At 70.6% G+C, this 24172-nt stretch carries 19 protein-coding genes; 6 read left to right on the plus strand and 13 right to left on the minus strand.

The window, feature by feature from the left end:
- Positions 1 to 36: 36 nt before the first annotated feature.
- The 8 genes from H9652_RS03220 to H9652_RS03255 form a co-directional block, all read right to left on the minus strand.
- Positions 37 to 987 (minus strand): D-alanine--D-alanine ligase family protein, encoded by a 951-nt coding sequence (locus tag H9652_RS03220; protein ID WP_191794952.1) that lies wholly within the window; start codon positions 985 to 987, stop codon positions 37 to 39.
- Between the two features lie 164 nt (positions 988 to 1151).
- Positions 1152 to 2483: an aminotransferase-like domain-containing protein gene (locus H9652_RS03225; protein ID WP_318243963.1), complete on the minus strand. Its 1332-nt coding sequence runs from the start codon at positions 2481 to 2483 to the stop codon at positions 1152 to 1154.
- 183 nt (positions 2484 to 2666) lie between these two features.
- Positions 2667 to 2993, minus strand: coding sequence for a thioredoxin (trxA, locus tag H9652_RS03230; RefSeq protein WP_138827001.1), 327 nt, complete (start codon positions 2991 to 2993; stop codon positions 2667 to 2669).
- Positions 2990 to 4036, minus strand: a complete 1047-nt coding sequence (gene trxB, locus H9652_RS03235) for a thioredoxin-disulfide reductase (protein WP_191794697.1) — start codon at positions 4034 to 4036, stop codon at positions 2990 to 2992. The genes trxA and trxB overlap by 4 nt, the downstream gene beginning before the upstream one ends.
- Positions 4037 to 4178: 142 nt before the next feature.
- Positions 4179 to 6074, minus strand: coding sequence for a protein kinase family protein (locus H9652_RS03240; protein WP_191794699.1), 1896 nt, complete (start codon positions 6072 to 6074; stop codon positions 4179 to 4181).
- 59 nt (positions 6075 to 6133) lie between these two features.
- The gene (gene murJ / locus H9652_RS03245) at positions 6134 to 7816 is read right to left on the minus strand and encodes a murein biosynthesis integral membrane protein MurJ (protein WP_191794701.1); all 1683 of its coding nucleotides are present in this window, start codon (positions 7814 to 7816) and stop codon (positions 6134 to 6136) included.
- Positions 7817 to 7974: 158 nt separating this feature from the next.
- Positions 7975 to 10305 (minus strand): DUF6049 family protein, encoded by a 2331-nt coding sequence (locus H9652_RS03250; protein WP_191794702.1) that lies wholly within the window; start codon positions 10303 to 10305, stop codon positions 7975 to 7977.
- Complete coding sequence (locus H9652_RS03255) at positions 10302 to 10961, minus strand: NUDIX hydrolase (protein ID WP_138827005.1); 660 nt, start codon at positions 10959 to 10961, stop codon at positions 10302 to 10304. Before H9652_RS03255 ends, H9652_RS03250 begins: the two co-directional genes overlap by 4 nt.
- A gap of 183 nt (positions 10962 to 11144) precedes the next feature.
- Between H9652_RS03255 and H9652_RS03260 the strand changes: the two genes are divergently transcribed.
- Entirely contained in the window at positions 11145 to 12563 is a 1419-nt protein-coding gene (locus tag H9652_RS03260; RefSeq protein ID WP_404821991.1) for a CCA tRNA nucleotidyltransferase, read from the plus strand.
- 81 nt (positions 12564 to 12644) lie between these two features.
- On the opposite strand, the gene H9652_RS03265 is transcribed toward H9652_RS03260, so the two are convergent.
- From H9652_RS03265 to H9652_RS03280, 4 genes are all read right to left on the minus strand, one after another.
- The gene (locus H9652_RS03265) at positions 12645 to 14180 is read right to left on the minus strand and encodes an MDR family MFS transporter (RefSeq protein ID WP_191794706.1); all 1536 of its coding nucleotides are present in this window, start codon (positions 14178 to 14180) and stop codon (positions 12645 to 12647) included.
- Between the two features lie 224 nt (positions 14181 to 14404).
- Positions 14405 to 15742, minus strand: a complete 1338-nt coding sequence (locus H9652_RS03270) for an MFS transporter (RefSeq protein WP_191794708.1) — start codon at positions 15740 to 15742, stop codon at positions 14405 to 14407.
- Positions 15743 to 15993: 251 nt separating this feature from the next.
- On the minus strand, positions 15994 to 17085 hold the full coding sequence (locus H9652_RS03275) for an inositol-3-phosphate synthase (RefSeq protein WP_191791221.1): 1092 nt from the start codon (positions 17083 to 17085) through the stop codon (positions 15994 to 15996).
- Between the two features lie 51 nt (positions 17086 to 17136).
- Positions 17137 to 17745 carry a PadR family transcriptional regulator gene (locus H9652_RS03280; RefSeq protein ID WP_138827010.1) on the minus strand — a complete coding sequence of 203 codons (609 nt, stop codon included), beginning with the start codon at positions 17743 to 17745 and terminating at the stop codon, positions 17137 to 17139.
- A 356-nt stretch (positions 17746 to 18101) separates the two neighbouring features.
- Here H9652_RS03280 and H9652_RS03285 point away from each other — a divergent pair, with 356 nt between their 5' ends.
- From H9652_RS03285 to rplI, 5 genes are all read left to right on the plus strand, one after another.
- The gene (locus H9652_RS03285) at positions 18102 to 20531 is read left to right on the plus strand and encodes a transglycosylase domain-containing protein (RefSeq protein ID WP_191794711.1); all 2430 of its coding nucleotides are present in this window, start codon (positions 18102 to 18104) and stop codon (positions 20529 to 20531) included.
- 206 nt (positions 20532 to 20737) lie between these two features.
- The gene (gene rpsF, locus H9652_RS03290; RefSeq protein ID WP_030152648.1) at positions 20738 to 21028 is read left to right on the plus strand and encodes a 30S ribosomal protein S6; all 291 of its coding nucleotides are present in this window, start codon (positions 20738 to 20740) and stop codon (positions 21026 to 21028) included.
- A 148-nt stretch (positions 21029 to 21176) separates the two neighbouring features.
- Complete coding sequence (locus H9652_RS03295; protein WP_191791218.1) at positions 21177 to 21713, plus strand: single-stranded DNA-binding protein; 537 nt, start codon at positions 21177 to 21179, stop codon at positions 21711 to 21713.
- A 97-nt stretch (positions 21714 to 21810) separates the two neighbouring features.
- A complete protein-coding gene (rpsR, locus tag H9652_RS03300; RefSeq protein WP_030152654.1) occupies positions 21811 to 22047 on the plus strand; it encodes a 30S ribosomal protein S18 in 237 nt (78 codons plus the stop codon).
- Positions 22048 to 22064: 17 nt separating this feature from the next.
- Complete coding sequence (gene rplI, locus H9652_RS03305; protein ID WP_138827012.1) at positions 22065 to 22514, plus strand: 50S ribosomal protein L9; 450 nt, start codon at positions 22065 to 22067, stop codon at positions 22512 to 22514.
- Between the two features lie 159 nt (positions 22515 to 22673).
- Here rplI and H9652_RS03310 read toward each other — a convergent pair whose 3' ends face one another.
- Positions 22674 to 23978, minus strand: coding sequence for an MATE family efflux transporter (locus H9652_RS03310; protein ID WP_191794956.1), 1305 nt, complete (start codon positions 23976 to 23978; stop codon positions 22674 to 22676).
- Positions 23979 to 24172 lie beyond the last annotated feature (194 nt).

The following is a 24172-nucleotide window of genomic DNA, read 5'->3' on the forward strand; positions in this document are numbered from 1 at the left end:
ATCGGGGCCGATGTCTTTGGTCAGGCGAGTGAGGCGTCAGCGCGTGGCACTCTGACGGACGGCGCTCTGCGTCACGATCGCGCGGTAGAGGTCACCCAGGTCTCGACCCGCAGCCTGTGCGGCCTGCGGGAACAACGATGTCTCGGTCATCCCGGGCGCGACGTTGACCTCGAGGAAGTGAGGGTTCCCCTCGGCGTCGACGATGAGGTCCGACCGGGACAGGTCGCGGAGTCCGAGCGCCAGGTGGGCACGGACGGCCATGTCTGCAACACGTGCGGCGACCTGGGGAGAGAGCCGAGCAGGGGCGTAGTAGCTCGTACGCCCCGGGTTGTAGCGCGCGTCGTAGTCGTAGGTACCGTCGGTCACGATCTCGACGGCGGGGAGCGCCTCCGGACCTTCCGGCCCCTCCACGACGCTCACGGCGATCTCGGTCCCCTCGACGGCGCGCTCGATGAGGGCGATGTCGCCGTACGAGAAGCAGTCGACCATCGCGCGAGGGAGGTCCTCGGCGCGGTGGACTAGCGTGACCCCCAGTGCGGATCCGCCACGGGTGGGCTTGACCACGAGGGGGAGGCCCAGACGGCCGACGACCGCGTCGAGGACTGGCTGGGCCCCGAGCTCCCGGAAGAGGCTCTGGGGGAGCGTGACGTAGTCGGGCGTGGAGAGCCCCGCGCCGAGTACGACGTTCTTCGCGATGGGCTTGTTCCAGGCTGCTCGCGAGGCCCGAGGACCGGTCCCCACGTAGTCGAGGGAGAGCAGCTCCAGCACGTCACGGACCGAACCGTCCTCGCCGCTCGCGCCGTGCAGGAGGGGCCAGACGACGTCGGGCGTCTCCTGCGCGAGGAAGGAGAGGAGTGACGCGTCGACGTCGTGGACCGACACCTCGATGCCCGTACCTCGCAGGGCGTCGGCAACGCGTCGGCCCGAGCGGAGCGAGACGTCGCGCTCGTGAGACAGGCCTCCTGCGAGGACCACGACGCGCTCCACAGGGCGGTGTCCTGCACCGGTCGAGCCTGCAGCGCCGGGGCTCTGTGGAGCGGCTGATGCACGCTCGGCGACGTCCTCGGTGACGGTCTGTGATTCCGCAGCGGTACCCACGGTCTTGGTCCTCTCGACGTTCAGCGGGGTTCTCACGAGGGCAGGGGTGGCGCTCACGCGAGGTTGGGGCCAGGGTTCTCGACGTCGGTGAGGTCGGGATCCTGGGCCCCGGAGGTGCCGAACAGGTCCACGAGCTCGCGCTCGGCGGAGACGACCCCGGCGAACCGCCGGACGCCCTCTCTGATGCGTTCCGGCGTCGGGAAGCAGTAGGACAGGCGGACGTGGTCCGCGCCCGTCCCGTCGGCGTAGAACGCCGTCCCCGGGACGTACGCGACACGTGCGGTGACCGCTCGGGGGAGCATCGAGCGTGCGTCAAGACCGTCGGGCAGCTTGACCCACGTGTAGAACCCGCCGTTCGGCACGTTCCACGAGGCCGACGGAAGGTGCTCCGAGAGAGCGCCGATCATGGCGTCGCGCCGCTCTCGGTAGAGCTCACGGAACTGCTTGATCTGGCCCTGCCAGTCACAGGTCTCGAGGTAGGTCGCGATCGCGAGCTGCGAGGCGTTCGACGGGCAGAGGATCGCCGACTCGCTCGCCAGCACGAGCTTCTCGCGGACCGCATGCGGCGCGACGACCCAGCCCACCCGATAACCCGGAGCGAACGTCTTGGAGAAGGAGCCCAGGTAGAGGACCCCCTGGTCGTCGAGCGAGCGCATGGCGGGCAGGGGGTCGCCGTCGAAGCCGAGCAGCCCATAGGGGTTGTCCTCGATCACGAGCACGCCGAAGCGCTGGGCGATCTCGAGGATGCGGGGACGCCGTTCGACCGAGAGCGTCACGCCTGCGGGGTTGTGGAAGTTGGGCACCGTGTAGAGAAGCTTGACGCGCCGACCTTCCGCAGCCAGCCGGGTCAGGGTCTCCTCGAGCGCCTCGGGGATCAGACCGTGCTCGTCGAGGGGAACGTGGACGATGTCGGCCTGGTACGAGCGGAAGACTCCGAGGGCGCCGACGTAGCTCGGTGCCTCGGCCACGATCACGTCACCCGGGTCGATGAAGATCCGGGTCACGAGGTCGAGCGCCTGCTGGGAGCCGGTGGTCACGACGATGTCGTCAGGGTGGCAGTCGATGCCTTCGAGGCGCACGACGTCGACGATCTTCTCGCGCAGCGACTCGTCGCCCTGTCCTGAGCCGTACTGCAGCGCGGTCGTGCCACGCGTCGCGACGAGCTTCTGCATCGCGTCCGCGATGACGTCGAGGGGGAGACCTTCGAGGTAGGGCATGCCGCCGGCGAGCGAGACGACCTCGGGGCGATTCGCGACCGCGAACAGGGCGCGAATCTCCGACGCTCGCATGCCGTGGGCGCGCTCGGCGTAGGCGCCGAACCACGGGTCGAGGCGGGTGCCGCCCGAGGCGGCGGGCTGAGCGGGGTGCGTCGGTGTCGTGCTCACGCTCCCCAGTCTCCCATGACGAATCAGGGGAAACCGTGAAGGGGCCGGTTCGCGGACCGAAGCAGGGGGCCTGCTCAACCCGGGGCGCGTCCTGGGCGGAGGGGCGGCCGCGGTACCGGGCCGGGACGCCGAAGGGGCGGTCGGTCCGGTGGACCCGACCGCCCCTTCAGGACGTCGTGCGCGTCAGGCGATCAGCGCGTCGATCTCCTCGGCGAGGATGCGCTTGGGCCGCCCCCCGACGATCGACTTCACGAGCTCTCCACCGGAGTAGAAGTTGAGCGTCGGGATCGAGATCACGCCGTACGCCGCGGTGATCGCGGGGTTCTCGTCGGAGTCGAGCTTGGCGATCTTGACCTTGCCGGCGTACTCCCCGGCGAGCTCCTCGAGGATCGGGGCGATCTGGAGGCACGGCCCGCACCAGGTGGCCCAGAAGTCCACGATGACGGGGATGTCCGACTCGAGGACCTCGGCCTTGAAGGTGTCGTCGGTGACCTTGACGGTGTTGCTCATCGGATCTCCTCCAGTGCACGGGGCAGCTCGTCGGGGGCGGGGGACTCGGGCGTGCCGGCGATCTCGGGAAGCCCTTCGGCGTCCTCGATCGCGTCGACGAGCTCGGTCAGGTAGCGCTGGGCGTCGAGCGCTGCGGAGCAGCCCGACCCGGCGGCGGTGATGGCCTGGCGGTAGGTGTGGTCCACGGCGTCGCCGCACGCGAAGACACCCTCGAGGTTGGTCGCGGTCGTGCGTCCGACGACCTTGATGTACCCCTCGTCATCGAGGTCGATCTGACCCTTGACGAGCTCGGAGCGCGGGTCGTGCCCGATAGCGACGAACAGGCCGGTCGCGTCGATCGAACGCTCCTCGCCGGTGATCGTGTCGCGGAGCGTCAGGGACTCGACCTTGTTCTCGCCATGGATCCCGACGACCTCGCTGTTCCAGGCGAACTCGATCTTGGGGTCGGCCTTGGCGCGATCCGCCATGATCTTCGATGCGCGGAGCTCGCCACGGCGGTGGACCATGGTCACCTTGGACGCGAAGCGGGTCAGGAACGTCGCCTCCTCGACAGCCGAGTCCCCACCGCCGACGACCACGATGTGCTGGTCGCGGAAGAAGAAGCCGTCGCACGTCGCGCACCAGGAGACGCCGCGGCCGGAGAGACGCTTCTCGTCGTCGAGGCCCAGCTCGCGGTACGCGGAGCCGGTCGCCAGGATGACGGCGCGCGCCGTGTAGGTCTCGCCGTTGCCGGTGACCACGGTCTTGACCGGGCCGTCGAGCCTGAGCTCGATCGCGTCGTCCCACTCGACCTGGGCGCCGAAGCGCTCGGCCTGCTTCTGCAGGTTGTCCATGAGCTCGGGGCCCATGATGCCGTCGGGGAAGCCGGGGAAGTTCTCGACCTCGGTGGTGTTCATCAGCGCGCCACCCGCGGTGATCGAACCGGCCAGGACCAAGGGCTCGAGGCCCGCGCGCGCGGCGTACACAGCAGCCGTGTACCCGGCGGGGCCCGAACCCACGATGATGACGTTCCGCGGCGCGGTCGTGGGGGTCTGTTCCGTCACGTGTACTCCTCAGTGGTGGGTGGTGCACCGGGTCCAACGCCGAGTGGCGCCGTTCTGTTCCGAGGGCACCGTCGGCCGGTCGGCCTGTGGATGGTCAGCACGAGCGACGGGCTGCGCCCCCGGCCGGGGCGCAGCCACGGGATCAATAGACCGTGATCTCGTTGAGCTCGACGCGGAACTTGCCCTCGGGGTTCGTCGGGAGCTCCGTGATGAAGAGGACGAACGTGGTGCCCTCCGTCGCGGGGTCGAGCTCGAGCTCGACGTCCTCCGAGAAGGCCGCCGATGCGAGGACGTCGCCGCCGGTCGGTTCGGCGTCCGTGATGGCGCGGACCTCGACGCGGCCACCCGTGTTGTTCGTGTCGAGGACGATGCGCTGGACGGTCGCCTCGTCGTCGAGCGTGAAGGTGTAGCCCGTCCTCGACTTGTTGCCGCCGAAGGCAGCCGAGTTGTACGAGTACGTGTACCAGAACGTGGACGGATCGTCGTCGATGGCGAGGGGCACGGCCTCGGGCTTCTCGCCGACGTCGTTCGGGTCCGCGACGTCCGGATCCAGCAGGCCGCCTGCGGCGATGGGGAGGGGCTCGGTGTTCACCGGCACCTCGCCGCCGCCCGGCGTCTCGCTCGGTGTCTGGGCGCCGTTCGTACCCGATCCCCCCTGCCCGGCGCCCGGGGTCACGACGGCGCCGAACTGGCCCAGCCCGGACTTCACTCCCCAGATCACGGCGACGACGACCAGGAGGAGCACGATCGGCATGATGATCCAGGTGGTCTTGACGCTGGTCTTCTTCGCGCTCGTCGTCGTGAACGGACCCGTCTGTGCCTGCGGGGCAGGAACGTCGGCGGGAGCGTGCTCAGCCAGCCCGACCGGGGCCGACGGCACGGGAGGGGGAGGCGGGGCGGTCGGGTAGGAACCCGTCGCGGACCCCGCCGGAGCTGCCTGGTAGGCGGCGGGCGTGTCGGCGTAGGTGGGAGCGGGGTAGCTGGCACCGTCGGGGAGGGAGGACGAGCCGGTGAGAGGGACCCGGTGGATGCGCCCGGTGGCGGGCCGGTGGAACGGGACCGCGGGCGGAGGAGTTCCCGGAGGGGTCGAGAGCGGTACGTCGAACGCGCTCCGGATCGACTGTCGGCTGACGCGCGTCGCGGCGGGGGGCGCGGCCGGCTGGACGAACGTCGGGAGTGCGGCGACCACGGACAGCGAGCCCCACGGCTCGAGCGCGCTCACCAGGTCGGCTGGGGACGAGGGCGGGGCGGAGAGGCTGTCGAACTCCTGCGTGTCGTCGTTCGTCGTCGCACGGTCCGCGCCGGCCCGAGCACGGGCGGACTCGGCGTCGGCGAAGACCTTGGCGCACAGCTCCGACAGGTCGGACGGCGCTCCGGGCACGAGCGTCGAGAGCGGGAGCACTCCTGTCGCGTCGCGCTGCGCAGGCAGGGGGTGGACGGAGTCGGGACTGATCCACGGGACGTCGAGGCTGGTCCCCGCCCAGCGCGCCGTCATCGCGTAGTAGAGCAGTGCCACCAGTCCCAGGGTGTCGGTGCGTGACGTCTCGTCGGCGTCGTGCTGGTCCTGACCGCTGATGCCCGCGTCGAGCCCGAGACCCGTCACCACGACCCGGTCGCCGTCGACCCGCAGGGCCTCGGGACGCAGTGCCAGGTGGTGGACGCCGCGTCGACGGGCGACCTCGAGCGCGGCCGCGGCCTCGCCGACGATCGCGCGCGCCTGCTGGGCGTCGACGATCCCACCCGCCACGACCTCGGACAGCGTGATCCCGGCGAAGGGCTCCGTGATGACGTAGGCGACGCCGTCGTCGGTCCCGACGTCGAGGACCCGGGTCAGTCGGGGGTCGGTGACGAGCGCGGCGCGCCGCGCCGAGTCGATCGCCTCCGCGACGTGCTCCCCGGCGAGCAACGAGACCCGCACGGGACGGTTCAGGACCGAGTCGTGCGCGGACCAGGCGGTGACGTCGACCAGGTCGCTCGCCAGCCGTTCGGCCAGCAGGTAGCGCCCCACCAGTGTCGTGCCGGGTCCTGCTGCGGTCACCTGCCCACCTCGAACTTCCTTGCCGCTGACATCTTCCCCCCACATGGTACGGGCGTCCTCTATCTCGTGGCCGGGCGTCGCCGGCCGAGCTTGCGGAGCAACGGGTCGGCGAGCTGGTCGAGCTCGCGGACCCTCATGACCTTGAGACCGCCGATGTACACGACGGTCATGACGATCCCGACGACCGTAGTGACCACGGCGGCACGCAGCCACGAGAGTCCGTACAGGTCGCCGAAGAGCTGGAGGACCCCCCAGCCGGCCGCGGCGCTGATCCCCGCGGCGAGCACGGTCTTGACGTGCATCCGCACGATGCGGAACGCGTCGAGCCCGTGCAGCTTGCGCCGTAGGCCTGCTGTCCGCAGCAGGACCGCGACGACGTTCGACAGCGACATCGCCGCGCCGACCCCGACGACCCACCACACGGGGTCGAGCGTACGGGTCGCGAGCCATGCGATCCCCACGAGGGCGAGCGTCGCGGGGACCTGGATCCAGAAGACCGTCTTCCCGTCCTCGTACGCGTAGTAGACCCACTTCATGAGGACCATGCCGCCGAGCGGGACGAGTCCGAACGCCATGGCGACGAGGATCTGGCTGACCGCCACCGCGCTCGCCGCGGTCACGTTGATGAGCAGGAGCTTGGTGATCGGCAGCGCGAGGATCGCGAACACGGCCGTGGCGAACACCGTGAAGACGCCCACGGTCCGCACGCCGCGCGAGAGGTCGTGCCGGACCCGCGCGAAGTCCCCGGCGCCGGCGGCGGCACTCATCCCGGTGAACAGGGCCGTGGCGATCGACACCGTGACGAGCGAGTGCGGGAGCAGGTAGATCATGAGCGCCTGCGTGTACGCAGCGTTGCCGGCGACCGCGAAGGCCTCGGGGGCGCCCGTGACGACGCCGGTCACGACCCCGTTCGCGATGGGGTCGCCCGCGTAGGCACCGAAGGCCTGCTGGAGTGCGGCAGCGGGCGCGCTCGAGGCGAACTGGGTCGTGAACAGGACGCCGACCTGCTCGAGGATGACGGCGCCGAACGTCCAGATCGCGACCTGTCCGGCGGAGCGCAGCCCGATCCCGCGCATCCCGAGGCGGAAGTGCCAGCGGAACCCCGCGCGCCACAGGGGCAGGATCAGGACGAGCGCCTGGGCGGCGACGCCGAGGGTCGCCGTCCCGGCGAGGACGGCGATCTTGGTACCGTCCCACGTCCCGAGGTCGTCGGCCGCGCCGGTCGCGTACGGCCCGTAGATCGCGATGAAGGCGCCGAACCCGACGATCGAGACGATGTTGTTGACGACCGGTGCCCACATGAACGGGCCGAACTGCCCGCGCGCGTTGAGGACCTGACCGAGCAGCGTGTACAGACCGTAGAAGAAGAGCTGCGGTGTGCACCAGAACGCGAACGCGACCGCGAGCGAGAACTGCGCCGACCCCCACCCGTCGGTATAGAGCGTGACGATCACCGCGGCGCCCGCCGTGAGGATCAGGCTCAGCCCGAGGAGCAGGACCCCGGAGAGGGTCAGCAGCTTGTCGAGGCGCTCCTGGGGGTTCTTGGAGCGGTATGCGCGGACGATCTGCGGGACGAGGACCGCGTTGAGCACACCCCCCGCGAGGATCGCGAACAGGACGTTCGGGATCTTGTTGGCGACGTCGAACGCGTCCGCGGCCAGGCCCGTGGTCCCGATCGCGGTGACGAGCAGGACGTTGCGGACGAGCCCCAGGATGCGGGAGACCGCGGTTCCGGAGGCCATGAGCGCCGAGCTCCGGCCGAGGCTGCTCTTCGCGGGGGCAGCGGCAGGCGCGGACTCCTCGGGAGCGTCGGCGGTCTCACGACCGGTGTCGCCGAGCGCCGGCGTGGTTGCTGGGCTGGTACGGCGGGTCCGTGGAGCGCCGGCGGGTCGGGCGTGCTTCACCCGTCGTGACCTGTCGAGCGGCCCGACGGCGTCGCGCCGCCCTGAGCTCCCGGGACGCCTGTCGCGGGGGTCAGCTCGGCGACGCGGCGCGGTGACCGGCCGCGTCGGATCGTGCGCCAGATGCCACCGATCATGAGGAGCGCGACGACTCCGGCGAAGATCGCGGTCCCGGTGTTCTCCCACTCGGCCCGTACCTGCACGACGAACTCCGACGGTGGTGAGACGACGGTGCCGGCGGGGACGCTGAGGAGCTCGACCGAGACGCTCACGTCGCCGCTGCCGATGGCCCGGACGGGAACCTTGAAGTCGACCTCGGCCCCGGCAGGAACCGGGCCGGCGGGGAACGAGACGACCTTGAGGAGGCCGTTGTCGGGCCGCAGGGCAACCTGGACGGTGACGGGCTGGTCGAGCGCGTTGCGCACCCTGACGGGGAGATTGCCCGACGTGTTGATCAGCATGACGTCGAGCCCGCGGGGGACGACGGACACCGACGACCGGACCATGGCTGCTCCCTCGACCGCGGTGTCCACCGCCTCGGTCCGTTCGTCGGGAAGGGAACGGTAGGCGATCGCGGAGGGGACCACGAGGGCGGGCTCCGCGCCCTGGACGACCGGTGCGGGATCGGAGGCGATCGTCGCGAAGTCGGCGACCTCGGCGCGGGCGCGCTCGAGCGCGTTCATCTCCGCGGCCGGCAGGGTTCCTTCGGTGACCTCGGCCCCGGGCAGCGAGGTCCTCGCGACGTCCGGCACCGGCGACGAGAGGAGGTCGTCGATGGAGGAGACGTCCACCCAGCTCGCCCCGTGGAAGGCTCCGAGGACCGCCGAGAGCGCGGCGGCGTCCGGGTCCCACGAGCGGGGGAGCGCGACGACGAGATGGCGGGTCTCGGTGGGTCGCTCGGAGGCGACGACCGCGAGGTCGGCCAGGAGTCGCTGCGTCGCGTCGGCCGCGGACAGGTCGTCGGCGTCCCGCTCGAAGCTGGTGGCTTCCGTGAAGACCTTGGTGAGCTGGTGGTCGGCGACCAGGGCGGTCGCAGGGCCCGCGTCCGTCGCGACGGTAGCGAGGCCGGTCGGGGTGTGGTTCACCGAGCTCTCCGGGGCGAGCCCGTCGCCCCGGACGACCACCAGCGGTGAACCTGACTGGACGCTCGTGCGGACGGTTCGCTGGTCGAGCACGTCGTCGGTCGGATAGGTGAGGTCGGTCCGCCAGGCCGGGTCGAGGGTGGCGCCGCCCGGGAGGGGGGTCGTCGTCGCCGGGAGGGTGGCGCCCACCTGGGCGTAGGCGGCGGGGTCCGGGTCGTAGGGGCGCAGGCCGAAGACGGTCCGTGCGGCGGTCCCCTCGCGCACGAGCGTCGCCCACGCATGGGAGGCGGGGGCCGCGGACGTCTCGGCGGCCGCGAGGATCGCGGGGTCGATCGCCCACGCGATCTCCGGGACGTCCGCGGTCGCGGACACGAGTCGACCCAGGCGCCGGTCGGCATCGACCGCTTCGTCCACGGCGTGGACCTCGACGCTCGTCGTGCCCGGAGTCCCGGCGTCGCCGGTGGTCGCAGAGAGTCCTAGGGCGGGACCGGTCACGGGCGCGATCAGGCTGACCTTGACCGGGAGGGGCGCCGGCGACTCTCCCCACAGAAAGAACGTGCGCAGGACGTCGAGGCGTTCGCCGCCGTCCTCGACGGTGACGGAGAGGGGACGTGGGCCCCACGCCGAGCCGGGTGCGAGGTTGAGGTCGTCGGCCGCGACCGAGAACGTGACGGTGGTGTCCTGGCCGGGGGCGAGAGGATCCAGGTTCTCCACGGTCATGCGCCCGGCGACCTGCTGCGACGTGGGGGCCTCGGCCCATGCGTCGAGCGCCGACCGGGTACCGACGACACGCCAGTTGACGCCGAGCGTGGCCCGCGGGCTCTCGAGCGTGTCCTGGGTGCCGTTGTGGATCCGTGCGACGACCGTGAGCGTGTCACCGGGCCCGACCGTGGCCGGTGACATCGAGACGAGCGTCGTCGAGACCGCACCCGCCTCGGCGGACGAGGTCGTCGGGTCCGTGTCCGCGGCGACGCCCGTCCCGGGGGGCGCGGTCCGGACATCCTCCGCTACCGACAGTGCGGTGGGCGAGGTGGGTGTCGCGGCCGCGGCCGACGGCAGGACGGCGAGCCCGAGGACGAACAGGGAGGTGAGAAGAGCGCGCGTGCGCGAGCGAGACGCTCGTCGGGTGGCGGTCGTCGACGACCGAGGGGTGCCGTGCGCCGGGGCGCCCTGGGACGAGAGCGGGTCGCGCGCGGCTGGACGGCGCGTCGAGGCGCGGCGCGCGCCACCGGGGAAGTGAAAGCTCATGGGTGGTCGGTCGGGTTCCGTGGGTCGTCGGGTGCCGGCCGGCTGGTACGGACGACGGTGCGAGTCACGGTACCCCGGAAGTGGGCGTTCGTGCGTCGCCCCCGGAGGACGTCGTGGGCGACCGCGGCGAGCCGTCGCTCGTTGGGGTAGGACAGGCGATCAGGCAGCTCGTCGAACGGGATCCAGGCGACGTCCTCGGCCTCGCCGTCGGGGTCGCCCTCGACGGTCAGCCGCCCACCGGTCGCCCGGAGCAGGAAGTGGTGGACCACCTTGTGCACACGGCGGTCCTCGCCGGTGAACCAGTAGTCGATGATCCCGAGCGGCGTCTGCACGGATCCCGTGATCCCCGTCTCCTCGGCGATCTCCCGGACGGCGGCCTCCTCCGGGGTCTCCTCACCTTCGAGGTGCCCCTTCGGCAGGCACCACTCGAGCCGACCGCCGCGGTTGCGGCGGGCGATGACCGCCGCGCGGAACAGGCCCTCGAACGTGTCGACGACCAGCCCACCTGCGGAGATCTCCTCGACGACGGGCAGCGGTGGGGGCGGCCCCGGCGACGGGACGGGGTCCCGGTGGGTCTCCGGGTCTCTCCGCAGCGCGTGACCACCGGGCGGTGCAGGTACACCGCGATGGTCCGGAGAGTGCGCTGGGGTGGACATGACCCAACATTACCGAGTGTGGAGTCCGCGCCTGATCTGGCACGCTTGGATGTCGTGCCGACTCCTTCCCAGAACTCTCCCGTCCCCGACCCCGTCGTGCTGCCCGCCGAGGGGTCTCGCGGGGTGCCGACGACGCCCGAACAGCTCGAGCTCCTCCGGCGTGCGCTGGCGGTGCTGACCGAGATGGCGCCCGCCGCGATCGAGCTGGGCGAGCTGTTCCGTGCGGCCGGCCACGAGCTGGCACTCGTCGGCGGTCCGGTCCGGGACGCGTTCCTGGGGAGAGCGAGCAACGACCTCGACTTCGCCACGTCGGCGGACCCGGACCAGACCCAGGCGCTGCTCGCGGCCTGGGGCGACGCGCACTGGGACATCGGCAAGGAGTTCGGCACGATCGGGGCCAAGCGCTTCGCACCGAAGGGGAGCCCGCGGGGCGTGGGGGAGCTGGTCGTCGAGGTCACGACGTACCGCACGGACGAGTACGACGCCGCGTCGCGCAAGCCGCTCGTCGCGTTCGGCGACACCCTGGTCGGTGACCTGTCGCGGCGTGACTTCACGGTCAACGCCATGGCGGTCCGGGTCCCGGAGATGCTGTTCGTCGACCCGCACGACGGGCTCGGCGACCTCGCGATCGGTGTCCTGCGCACCCCGATCGCCCCGGAGCGCTCGTTCGACGACGACCCGCTGCGCATGATGCGGGCGGCGCGCTTCGCGGCCCAGCTCGGGTTCGAGGTCGAGCCCGCGACGCACGCGGCGATCGTCGACATGGCGTCGCGCATCGAGATCGTCTCGGCCGAGCGCGTCCGGGACGAGCTGACCAAGCTGCTGCTGTCCGACGACCCCCGCAAGGGGCTCGAGGTCCTCGTCGAGACGGGTCTGGCCGACCACGTCCTGCCCGAGCTCCCGGCGCTGCGCCTCGAGATCGACGAGCACCACCGGCACAAGGACGTCTACCAGCACTCGCTCACGGTGCTGGAGCAGGCGATCGCCCAGGAGACCGGGCCCGACGGCGCGGTGCCGGGCCCGGACCTCGTCCTGCGCCTCGCATCGCTCCTGCACGACATCGGCAAGCCGGCCACGCGCCGGTTCGAGTCGGGCGGCGGAGTGAGCTTCCACCACCACGAGGTCGTGGGCGCCAAGCTCGCGGCGAAGCGCCTCAAGGAGCTGCGCTACGACAAGGACACCGTGAAGCAGGTGGCCCGGCTCGTCGAGCTGCACCTGCGCTTCCACGGCTACGGCGAGGGGGAGTGGACCGACTCCGCGGTGCGCCGCTACGTGACCGACGCGGGTCCGCTCCTGGAGCGCCTCCACCGCCTGACGCGCGCGGACTCGACCACACGCAACAAGCGCAAGGCGCAGCGTCTCTCCGACGCGTACACGGACCTCGAGCAGCGCATCGAACGGCTCCGTGGCGAGGAGGAGCTGGCCTCGATCCGCCCCGACCTCGACGGCCAGCAGATCATGGAGGCCCTGGGCATCTCGCCGGGTCCCGAGGTGGGGCAGGCCTACAAGTTCCTGCTGGAGCTGCGCCTGGACCGCGGACCGCTCGGCGAGGACGTCGCTCGTGAGGAGCTGCTGACCTGGTGGGCCGGGCGCGAGGCGTGACCCGCGGTCCTGACGCGCGAAGGGTGGGCACCGTCGGTGCCCGCCCTTCGCGCCCGGTCCCCCGCGGGACCGGTCGAACCGTCAGCGGCGCTCGGTCGCCTCGCCCGCCGTCTCGAGGACGGGGGCGTCCTGCGCGAGGGGCGTGACGTCGTCGGACAGGACGGCCGGGGCCTCCACGGCCGCCGGCTTGCGCAGCAGGAACGACAGCGCGACCGCGACGAGCATGACCACGGCGCCCCAGACGAACGCCGAGGACACACCGTCGGCGAGGGCGACCTGCGGGCTCGCGCCCTCGGCGGCCCGGGCGACCTCGTGCGAGGTCATGACGGCGATGAACAGCGCCGTCCCGGCCGCGCCCGCGAGCTGCTGCACCGTGCCGATCATGGCGCTCCCGTGCGAGTACAGCGACGGCTTGAGCGCCGAGAGCGCACCCGTGAACAGCGGCGTGAACACGAAGGCCAGGCCCAGGCTCAGCACGACGTGCGCACCCAGGACGAACCACGGCGACGTCGTGGCGCCGACCGTGGTCAGCGCTGCGAGCGAGACGGCGACCGCGCTGAGCCCCGGCAGGACCAGGGGGCGCGGGCCGAGGCGGTCGTACAGGCGTCCGACGGTCGGGCCCAGCAGACCCATGATCAGGCCGCCCGGCAGCATCATCAGGCCCGTGTAGACCGGGTCGAGACCCAGCGAGCTCTGCAGGTACAGCGGCAGCAGGATGATCGAGCCGAACAGCGCGATCATCGCGACCGACATGATGCCGAGCGAGACCGTGAAGCCGCGCGAGGAGAACACGCGCAGGTCGAGCAGTGCCGCGTCGCGGCGCTGCAGGACGAGCTGGCGCGCGACGAACAGCACGAGGAACACGGGCCCCACGACGAGCGGGATCCACACGGGCACGGCCGGCGTGGCGCGTGCGGCCTCACCCAGGTTGGACAGGCCGAAGACCAGCCCACCGAACGCGAGGGCAGCGAGGAACAGCGACAACGGGTCGAGGCGCGTGTGTGTACGGTCGGCCGAGTCCTTGACGTACTTCGCGCCGAACACGAGGGCGACGAGGGCGATCGGCAGCACGAGGCCGAAGATCCAGCGCCAGGACAGGGTCTCGAGGACCAGGCCCGACAGCGTGGGTCCGAGGGCCGGGGCCGCGGCCATGACGATCGCGACGTTCCCCATGATCCGGCCACGGGCCGACGGCGGGACGAGCGTCATGATGGTCGTCATGAGCAGCGGCATCATGATCGCCGTGCCCGACGCCTGCACGACGCGGGCGCCGAGGAGCCAGCCGAAGCCCGGCGCGAACGCCGCGAGGGCCGTGCCCGCGCTGAACAGAGACATCGCGAGCAGGAACGCCCCGCGCGTACCCAGACGCTGGAGCAGGAAGCCCGTCGCCGGGATGACGACCGCCATCGTGAGCATGAAGGCGGTGGTCAGCCACTGGCCGGTCGACGCCGTGATCCCCATCTCCTCCATGAGGTGAGGGAGGGCGACGCCCATGGTCGTCTCGTTGAGGATCACGACCGACGCCGAGACGAGGAGGAGTGCGATCACGAGGAAGTTCTCCCGCGACAGCTTCTCCGAGACGGGTAAGGACGGGGCGGTGCTCTGCGGTACCTGCATGGGCTCTCCTGTGGGGTCGGTGCGCACTCACGCGACGGGGGACGGCGCGCAGCGAGAGGGGGAGCGTCGGTCGGGATGTCGTACGCCCTACGAGAACTACGCTCAGTTATCCTCGGATATTCCCCCCGGTCCTGACGACTCCTTTTCCGGGCAGGAGTCATCGGTGGCACGGCGGCGGCCCGCCGCGGCGCAGGGCCGTGCGGAGAACGAGCGGGTGGGCTACGTCACCCCGCCGCGGGGTGCTCGTCGGGAGCCGCCTCGGGAAGGGGAGCGGCGCCGTCGGGCCCTGCGGCGTGCCGTGCGCCGAACCGGCCGAAGACCAGCGCGGCGGCCGCGTACGCGACCGCGAGGACCACGAAGACCGGACGCGAGTACCCCGTGTCCGGCAGGGTGAACGCCGCGAGGGCGGCCGCTCCCACGAACGCCGCGTTGTACAGGACGTCGTAGAACGCGAAGGCGCGTCCCCGGAAGGCGTCCGCGGTGTCGCGCTGCACGATCGTGTCCACCGCGATCTTCGTCGCCTGCGCGGCCAGGCCCAGCAGCAGGGCGCCCGCGTATACGACCGTGCGCGACGGCGTCGTGACGAGCAGGAGCTGGCTCGCCGACGCCAGACCCAGCATGAGCGCGATCCACAGGTGCGGCCCCGTGTACCGCGAGAGCGTCGGGGTCAGCACGACGGCGAACGCGCCACCGACCCCCGTGAGGCCCACGACCGTCGCGAACGTCGCCAGGCCCGCAGTGGTGTTGCCCGGGTCCGAGAGCAGGTTGCGCGAGATGAGGATCGACGCGATGAACGTGACCCCGTACAGGAACCGGTGCGTCGCCATGACCATGAGGGCCTGGCCCGGTGTGCGGCGCGCGATGAGATAGCGGGCGCCGTCCGCGAGGCCGCGCGCGACCTTCGCGATCTCCGTCGTGATCGCCGCCTCCGCGGGCCGGTCCGGCCCCAGCAGCCCGCGCGACATGCGCAGCGCCAGCAACGACGCGGCACCGAACACGAGGGCCGCGCACACCAGCGCGACCGAGTCCTTCTCCCGCCCCGGCTCGAACGTCAGGCTGAGCAGGAAACCGATGCCACCGCCCACGAAGGCCGCCGCGGCGCCCAGCGTGGGGGTCAGCGAGTTCGCCGTGAGCAGCAGCGGACCGTCGACCACGCGCGGCAGGCCCGCCGACAGGCCCGCGAGCAGGAAGCGGTTGACCGAGAGCGTGGCCAGCGCCAGCACGTAGATCCACGGCGTCACGCCCGTGGTCAGCATGAGGACCGCGGTCGCGGCCGTCAGGACCACGCGCACCGCGTTCCCCCACACCAGGACCTGGCGCCGGCTCCACCGGTCGAGGAAGACCCCCGCGAACGGACCCACGATCGTGAACGGGGCCAGCATCACCGCGAACGCCGCGGCGATCGACGCCGCCGTGCCCTGGGACTCCGGGGAGAAGAAGAGGAGCGACGCCAGCCCGACCTGGAACATCCCGTCGCCCGCCTGGCTGACGAGCCGGACGGCGAAGAGCTTCCTGAAGTCGCGCAGCCGAAGCAGGACGCCGAGTTCCGAGATCACACCCACCGGTTCAGGGTATGCGGTGGTGAGAGCGATCCCCGCCCCCGGACGGCCCGACGGCGGCGCGCCCCTCCGGATCCGGGGGTGCACCGGGGTGCGGGGGTGGGGTGGGCAGGGGGCTGGGACCGGCCCCGGCAGGCGAGACGGGTATGCGAAGAGGGCCCGGAACCCTCAGGTTCCGGACCCTCCTCGCGAGCGTCGGATCAGCGCAGGTTTCTACGGTCGCGCTGGTCCTGCACTCGCAGGCTCGCTACGGATCAGCGCTCGTTCTCACCGGAGATGAAGGCCTCCAGAGCCGCACGGCCCTTCGTGTCCTCCATCTGGACCGGCGGGGACTTCATGAAGTACGTCGAGGCCGAGAGGATCGGGCCACCGACGCCGCGGTCCTTGGCGATCTTCGCGGCGCGCACGGCGTCGATGATGATGCCGGCCGAGTTGGGGGAGTCCCAGACCTCGAGCTTGTACTCCAGGTTCAGGGGCACCTCGCCGAACGCGCGACCCTCGAGGCGGACGTAGGCCCACTTGCGGTCGTCGAGCCACGCGACGTAGTCCGACGGGCCGATGTGGACGTTGCGGTCCTCGGTCTTGCCACCGAGGGGACCCTCGAGGTTCGACGTCACGGCCTGCGTCTTCGAGATCTTCTTGGACTCGAGGCGCGTGCGCTCGAGCATGTTCTTGAAGTCCATGTTGCCGCCGACGTTCAGCTGGTACGTACGGTCCAGCACGACGCCGCGGTCCTCGAAGAGCTTCGCGAGCACGCGGTGCGTGATGGTCGCGCCGACCTGCGACTTGATGTCGTCGCCGACGATCGGGACACCGGCGGCCTCGAACTTCGCGGCCCACTCGGGGTCGGAGGCGATGAAGACCGGCAGGGCGTTGACGAACGCGACGCCCGCGTCGATCGCGCACTGCGCGTAGTACTTCGCGGCGATCTCCGAACCGACGGGCAGGTAGCAGACGAGCACGTCGGCGCCCGACTCCTTGAGTGCGGCGACGATGTCGACCGGCTCGGCGTCCGACTCCTCGATGGTCTCGCGGTAGTACTTGCCGAGGCCGTCGTTCGTCACACCGCGCTGGACGGTGACACCCAGGGGCGGCACGTCGGCGATCTTGATCGTGTTGTTCTCCGAGGCGTTGATGGCCTCCGAGAGGTCGAAGCCGACCTTCTTGGCGTCGACGTCGAAAGCGGCGACGAACTCCAGGTCGGACACGTGGTAGTCACCGAACTGCACGTGCATCAGTCCGGGCACGGTGCTGCTCGGGTCAGCATCGCGGTAGTAGTGCACGCCCTGGACCAGGGAAGATGCGCAGTTTCCGACGCCAACGATGGCGACGCGGATGGAGGACATCCTCGCTCCTTGCTGTCAGTGCCGGGGCGCTGCGCGCCGACGGCTTGATAGTTAGTGGTTGTCTTGCCCGTGACGGTTCTCGGGGCCGCTCGACGGCCGGGTGCGACGACGGTCGCGCTCGGTCGTGATCAGTCCGTCGAGCCAGCGAACCTCACGTTCGACCTGTTCCAGGCCGTGACGCTGCAGCTCAAGGGTGTATTCGTCCAGGCGCTCGCGAGTGCGGGCGGCGGACTCCTTGACCGACTCCAGCCTCTCGGTGAGCCGGCTGCGCCGGCCCTCGAGGATGCGGAGACGGGTCTCGGCGTCGGTCTGCGCGAAGAACGCGAACCGGACGTCGAAGCTCTCGTCCTCCCAGGCCGACGGTCCCGAGGTCGCGAGGACCGTCTGAAGACGCTCCTTGCCCTCGGCCGTGAGCTGGTACACGATCCGGGCACGCTTGCCGGACAGTGCGTGGGGAGGGGTGGTAGGGGACTCGGTGCCGACGATGTGGCCGTGCGCGACCATCGCCTTGAGCGCCGGGTAGAGGGAACCGTAGGAAAAGGCACGGAACGAGCCGAGCATCAGGTTGAGCCGCTTCCGCAGCTCGTACCCGTGCAGCGGGGACTCGTTCAGGAGGCCGAGGATGGCGGTCTCCAGCACGTCCGAACGACTGCGTGCCATGACACCTCCTCTTCCGCCGGGACCGTGGCCGCGCGGAGGGCGGTTCGGGCTTGCTCACCTACTCGATGTATCGAGTCGATACATCGACAGGCTAGGTGCAATCGAACCGCTGCGCAATGCGCCGGTGCATAGAACGCTGTGCGGCCCGTGCGACCGACCAGATGTGAAGGACTGGCGGAACTGCCGCGGGGCTGTGGCGAAACAATGCTCCTCCCCCTGTGCAGGTCCTTGTCCTCACGGGCTGACGGCCTATTGTTCAGGGTGGTCCGATGCATGTCCCGCGTCCCCGTCGCCCTCCCCCTGGGCGCAGCGCGGTCCGGTCCGGACCTGAAGTGACCCCCAGAGGAAGGTGAACCGTGGCGAGCTCCGCGAGGCAGACGAAGGGCACGGCGCGCACCGGAGGCACGGCGCGCACGGGCACCACGGCGCGCAAGCGCCGCTTCTTCAACTACCCCCGGTCCCACGTCAAGGGATTCCGCCGTTGGCTCCCGTCGTGGCGCGTCCTGCTCGGGACGTTCCTGGCCGGCGTCGCGCTGGTCGCCGGAGTGTTCATCGCGGCCTACGCCACCACCACGGTCCCCGCAGAGGCTGCCTACGCCAAGCAGCAGAAGACGACGGTCTACTACTCCGACGGCGTGACGGAGATCGGGAACTTCCTCACCGAGAACCGTGTGATCGTCCCGTTCGAGACGCTCCCGAAGTACGTCGGCAACTCCGTCGTCGCGTCGGAGGACGCCACCTTCTGGGAGAACTCCGGGATCGACATCAAGGGCATGGGGCGCGCCCTCCTGAACAACCTCTCGGGCGGCGCCCGACAGGGTGCCTCGACCATCACCCAGCAGTACGCCGAGCGCTACTACTCCGACGAGACGATCTCCAGCTACGCGGGCAAGTTCCGCGAGGCCATGCTCGCCCTGCGCCTGACGCAGAAGCAGCCGAAGGAGCAGATCCTCGGGAACTACCTCAACACCATCTACTTCGGTCGTGGCGCGCATGGGATCGAGGCTGCGGCGCAGACGTACTTCGGCATCCCGGCGTCGGAGCTCACCATCTCCCAGGCGGCGATGATCACGGCGATCATCCCGAACCCGACGAACTACGACCCCGCCGTCAGCCCTGAGATCGCGCAGCAGAAGTGGGAGCGCGTGATCAACCGCATGGCCGATCAGGGGTACATCACCGCTGCGGAGAAGGCGGAGGCGGCCTTCCCCGAGGTCAAGGACAAGGTCCAGGCCAACTCCAAGGGCGGCCAGGCGGGCTACCTGCTGGAGCTGGTGAAGAACGAGTGGGTCGCTGCCGGGAACGACGAGGGTGACCTCGAGGTCAAGGGCTACAAGATCACCACGACGATCGACAAGGACATGCAGGCCATGGCGGTCCAGACCGCCGAGACCACCATCCCCCGCGAGGGGGACCACCCGGCGTCGCCGAACCTCAAGCCGTCGATCGTCTCGATCGACCCGGCCGACGGTGCGGTCAAGGCCGTGTACGGCGGGCCTGACTTCGTCACGAAGCAGTACAACTCGGCCACGCGAGGAGTGGCACAGGCCGGCTCGACCTTCAAGCCGTTCACCCTCGTCGCCGCTCTGGAGAAGGGCATCGACCTGTCTGCCCGGTACGACGGCGAGAACGGGATCCAGGTTCCCGGCTTCTACGACGGGGACCGAAAGGTCGTCAACTTCGGGAACTACGGGTACGGCCAGATCGACCTGGTGAAGGCGACCGCGAACTCGGTCAACACCGTGTATGCGGCGCTCAACATGGAGGTCGGTCCCGAGGCGACCAAGGAGGTCGCGATCCGCGCCGGCATCCCCGAGAACACCCAGGACCTCGCGGCGGTCCCGTCCAACGTGCTGGGCTCCGCGTCGGTGCGAGCACTCGACATCACGCACGCGTACGCGACGTTCGCCGCCCAGGGTTACGAGTCGACGCCGCACGTGGTGCAGTCGGTCAAGATGCTGAGCAACGACGCGGAGATCTGGGAGCCCGCGGGCCGGAACGGGAAGGTCTTCGAGCCCGACGTCATGGCCGCCGCGACCTATGCGATGACCCAGGTCGTCGAGCAGAAGGGCGGTTCGGGCCAGTTTGCCAAGGCCGTGGGACGCCCGGTCGCCGGCAAGACGGGCACCTCGAACGACAACAAGTCCGCCTGGTTCGCCGGCTACGTGCCGCAGCTCGCGACCGTCGTGGGTCTCTACCAGACGAACGACGAGACGCACGCCCAGGAGTCGATCACCCCGTTCGGCAAGTGGGCCACGGGGCGCAACCCGGCCATCACAGGTGGCACGTGGCCCGTCGAGGCCTGGACCTCGTACATGGAGGGCGTGCTCGCGCTCCCGCAGTACGCGGAGGTCCAGGAGTTCCCCAAGTACACGCCCAAGAAGCCGATCCCGACCGAGACCCCCAGCGAGGAGCCCACCGAGATCCCGCCGGTCGACGAGCCCGTCGAGCCCGACCCCGTGGTCCCCGAGCTGGCGACGGTCCCGACCGACCTCGTGGGCAGGTCGAAGGACGACGTCGCGCAGATCCTGGCGGGCCTCGGGCTCGAGGTGAGCTTCACGGAGGACTGGTCCGACCAGCCGCCGGGCGTGGTGATCCGCGCCCCCGGTGGCAAGCAGGTCGAACCCGGCTCCCGCGTCTCGATCGTCCTGTCGAAGGGCCCCAAGCCCAGTGCGCCCAACCCGACACCCACCCCGACGCCCACGCCGACACCGACGACCCCACCGGAGGGCAACGGCGGGGACGCGTCGGCCGGCCAGGGCAACGGCGGAGGCAGGGGCAACTAGCCCGGGCTCCGGCGGCGGCCCCCCCGGGGCGCCGCCGGCGCCGGCTCGTCCCCCAGATTTCCCGACCCCGGCCCTGACCGGGTACCTTGGGATCTTGCTGTGTCTCGATCCGTGCTGCCATCAGTGCGGGGACGGCACAGCGACGCACAACCCTCCTGTCACGGAGAGACCGTGACCGCTGAGTCCGCAGGAGGTGGGTTAACCGCATGCGTCAGTACGAATTGATGATCATCCTCGACCCCGAGATCGAGGAGCGCACCGTTGCTCCGTCGCTCGACAAGTACCTGACGGTCATCAAGACCGACGGTGGCACTGTCGACAAGGTGGACATCTGGGGCCGTCGCCGCCTGTCCTTCGAGATCAACAAGAAGTCCGAGGGCATCTACGCCGTCGTCGACTTCACCTCGACGTCGGACACGGCCAAGGAGCTGGACCGTCAGCTCGGCCTCAACGAGGTCGTCCTGCGCACGAAGGTCCTGCGCACCGACGCTCGCTGATCGCCTCGCACGTCTGACTTCCCTCGCGCCGTCCCGGTGCTCTGCGCGTCCTCATGGGCGCCGTCAGTGGCACGTGGTGGGATGTCCGCGGACGGGGGTCATCCCCTTCGAAGTTTCTTCGATACGCAACGAACAATGAGGAGCTGGCATGGCTGGTGAAACCGTCATCACGGTGGTCGGAAACCTGACCGGGGACCCGGAGCTTCGCTTCACCCCCGCAGGGGCTGCCGTCGCCAACTTCACCGTGGCGTCCACGCCGCGCACCTTCGACCGCCAGAGCAACGAGTGGAAGGACGGCGACACGCTGTTCATGCGCTGCTCGATCTGGCGCGAGGCCGCGGAGAACGTCGCCGAGTCCTTGACCAAGGGCATGCGCGTGGTTGTTCAGGGCCGTCTGGTCCAGCGTTCGTACGAGACCCGCGAGGGGGAGAAGCGCACGGTCGTCGAGCTGCAGGTGGAGGAGATCGGTCCTTCCCTGAAGTACGCCTCCGCGAAGGTCACCCGGGCCCAGCGCTCGGGTGGCGGCAACTTCGGCGGTGGCGGCGGTTTCGGTGGCGGCGGCGCTTCGAGCGGCGGTGGTTTCAGCGCTTCCGGCGGTGGCCAGCAGAACAACGACGACCCGTGGGCCACGGCTGGCCCCGCGTCGTCGGGTGGGTCCTCGTTCTCGGACGAGCCCCCCTTCTAGTCACCGCTCACCCCAGACAAACCCTTCCCGGCAGGGCAGGTGCCCGACGACGGCACCCACCCCGGCCGGGGATAGCACCTTGTGAAGGAGCAACACCATGGCGAAGCCAGTGGTGCGCAAGCCCAAGAAGAAGTCCAACCCCCTGAAGTCGGCGAAGATCGAGTCGGTCGACTACAAGGACACGACCCTGCTGCGGAAGTTCATCTCCGACCGCGGGAAGATCCGTGCCCGTCGCGTGACCGGCGTCTCCGTCCAGGAGCAGCGTCAGATCGCACGTGCCGTCAAGAACGCTCGCGAGATGGCGCTCCTGCCGTACTCGTCGTCCGCACGCTGATCGAGAGGGGATAGAACATGGCAAAGCTCATTCTGACCCACGAGGTCACCGGCCTGGGCGAGCCCGGCGACGTGGTCGAGGTCAAGGACGGGTACGCCCGTAACTTCCTCGTGCCCCGTGGCCTGGCGACCGGATGGTCCAAGGGTGCCGAGTCGCAGATCTCTGCGATCCGCAAGGCTCGGAAGGCTCGCGAGATCGCGACGCTCGACGAGGCCAAGGCGACGCGCGACTCGCTGCAGTCGAAGCCTGTCGTCGTGCAGGCCAAGGCGGGCCAGGGCGGCCGTCTGTTCGGTGCCGTCACCACCGGTGACATCGCCGAGGCCGTGAAGGCTGCCGGCGGCCCGTCCGTCGACAAGCGCAAGATCGAGATCGGCCAGCCGATCAAGTCGACCGGTTCGTACACGGTCACCATCCGCCTGCACGCCGAGGTCTCGGCGAACATCGCGGTCAACGTGGTGGCTGCCTGATCGACTGATCGCCCCTGTCCCGTGAGGGATGGATGGATCGGAGATCTCACCCGACGGCCCCGTCCCCTCTGCGGAGGGGGCCGGGCCGTCGGCGTTCCGCTGGACCGCTCTGTCAGAACGAGCGTGGCCTCTGGGCCTCGCTCGTTCTGACAGGTCCGTTCACGCCCCGGTGACCATCCACCGGTCGCTGCGCGCACGCAGCCCCGTGGTCAGGGCGCGCGCCGCCATGAAGACCCCCGCGAAGGCCGCCCACAACCACGCGAGGCCCGCGGCGCCGTCGGGCGCGAGAGCCCGGACCGCCAGCGCGAACGGCACGTACACGACGAACGTGACCATGCCCGCCCACGCGAGGTAGCGGCCGTCCCCGGCGCCGATGAGCACGCCGTCCAGGACGAACACCCACCCCGCCATGGGCAGCAGCAGGCCGCACACGGCCATGCCGAGGGCGACGGCCGTGCGGACGTCGGGGTCGGACGTGAAGAACAGCGCGAACCACCAGCCGCCCACGGCCATCACGAGGCCCAGCGATGCGCCCGCGCCGACGCCCCACTGGAGCGTGCGGCGCAAGACCGAACGGACGTGCGACCGGTCACCCGCGCCCAGGCCGTGGCCCACGAGGGCCTGCGCGGCGATCGCGAGGGCGTCGAGCGCGAACGCCGCGAGCCCCCACACCGATGCGACCACCTGGTAGCCCGCGAGCGTGACCTCGCCGAGCCCGGTCGCGACGAAGACCGTCAGGAGGATCGCGAGGCGCAGCGAGAGCGTGCGGACGAACAGCGGCGCGCCCGCACGCGCGTTGGACCAGATGCCGCCCGCGGCGGGGCGCAGCGACGCGCCCTCGCGTCGGGCACCACGCACGACGACGACGCCGAGCACCGCGCCCATGGTGAGCTGCGCGACGGCCGTCCCGATGCCCGAGCCCGCGATCCCCAGTCCCACGCCGTACACGAGGACGACGTTGAGGACCGCGTTGAACGTCGCGCCGCCCGCGGCGACGTAGAGGGGCGTGCGGGTGTCCTGCAGGCCGCGCAGCACGCCCGTGGACGCCAGGACGACGAGCATGCCCGGAAGACCCAGGCCCGACCACCGCAGGTACACCAGCGCGTGCTCGGCGACCTCGCCCGTGCCGCCCATCGCGCCGATCGCCCAGCCACCCCCTATCCACAGGGTCGCCGCGAGCACCAGGCCCAGGCCCAGCGCGAGCCACATGCCGTCGATCCCCGACTGGAGGGCTTCGCGACGATGGCCCGCGCCGATGCGCCGGGCCACGGCCGCGGTGGTCGCGTACGCCAGGAAGACGCACAGCCCCACGAGGGTCAGCAGGACCGTGGAGGCCAGGGAGAGCCCGGCCAGCTCGGCCGTCCCCAGGTGCCCGACGACGGCGCTGTCCACGAGCACGAAGATCGGCTCCGCGACGAGCGCCCCCAGGGCAGGGACCGCGAGGGCCAGGATCTGCTTGTCGATGAGACGACGGCTCGGGGGAGCGTCGCCTGTGGACGACGGCGGCCGGTGCGGTCCCTCCTCGGGGGCCGGGGAGCGGCCCTCGGGTGAACGGGGTGAACGATCGGCGTCGGTGGGCTGACCGGGAGCAGGCTGGCGTGCGTTCGGCGTGTCGCCGGAATTTCTTTCGTCCACACCCCTGAGCCTAGTGAACAGGC

This window comes from Oerskovia rustica, assembly GCF_014836555.1.
Classification (GTDB): Bacteria; Actinomycetota; Actinomycetes; order Actinomycetales; family Cellulomonadaceae; genus Oerskovia; species Oerskovia rustica.

Bases quoted from the DNA above. Each gene is read 5' to 3' on its own strand.
- trxA (WP_138827001.1), bottom strand. From the start codon at position 2,993: ATGAGCAACACCGTCAAGGTCACCGACGACACCTTCAAGGCCGAGGTC.
- murJ (WP_191794701.1), bottom strand. From the start codon at position 7,816: ATGGCCTCCGGAACCGCGGTCTCCCGCATCCTGGGGCTCGTCCGCAAC.
- H9652_RS03250 (WP_191794702.1), bottom strand. From the start codon at position 10,305: ATGAGCTTTCACTTCCCCGGTGGCGCGCGCCGCGCCTCGACGCGCCGT.
- H9652_RS03255 (WP_138827005.1), bottom strand. From the start codon at position 10,961: ATGTCCACCCCAGCGCACTCTCCGGACCATCGCGGTGTACCTGCACCG.
- H9652_RS03260 (WP_404821991.1), top strand. From the start codon at position 11,145: ATGGCGCCCGCCGCGATCGAGCTGGGCGAGCTGTTCCGTGCGGCCGGC.
- H9652_RS03265 (WP_191794706.1), bottom strand. From the start codon at position 14,180: ATGCAGGTACCGCAGAGCACCGCCCCGTCCTTACCCGTCTCGGAGAAG.
- H9652_RS03275 (WP_191791221.1), bottom strand. From the start codon at position 17,085: ATGTCCTCCATCCGCGTCGCCATCGTTGGCGTCGGAAACTGCGCATCT.
- H9652_RS03280 (WP_138827010.1), bottom strand. From the start codon at position 17,745: ATGGCACGCAGTCGTTCGGACGTGCTGGAGACCGCCATCCTCGGCCTC.
- rpsF (WP_030152648.1), top strand. From the start codon at position 20,738: ATGCGTCAGTACGAATTGATGATCATCCTCGACCCCGAGATCGAGGAG.
- H9652_RS03295 (WP_191791218.1), top strand. From the start codon at position 21,177: ATGGCTGGTGAAACCGTCATCACGGTGGTCGGAAACCTGACCGGGGAC.
- rpsR (WP_030152654.1), top strand. From the start codon at position 21,811: ATGGCGAAGCCAGTGGTGCGCAAGCCCAAGAAGAAGTCCAACCCCCTG.
- rplI (WP_138827012.1), top strand. From the start codon at position 22,065: ATGGCAAAGCTCATTCTGACCCACGAGGTCACCGGCCTGGGCGAGCCC.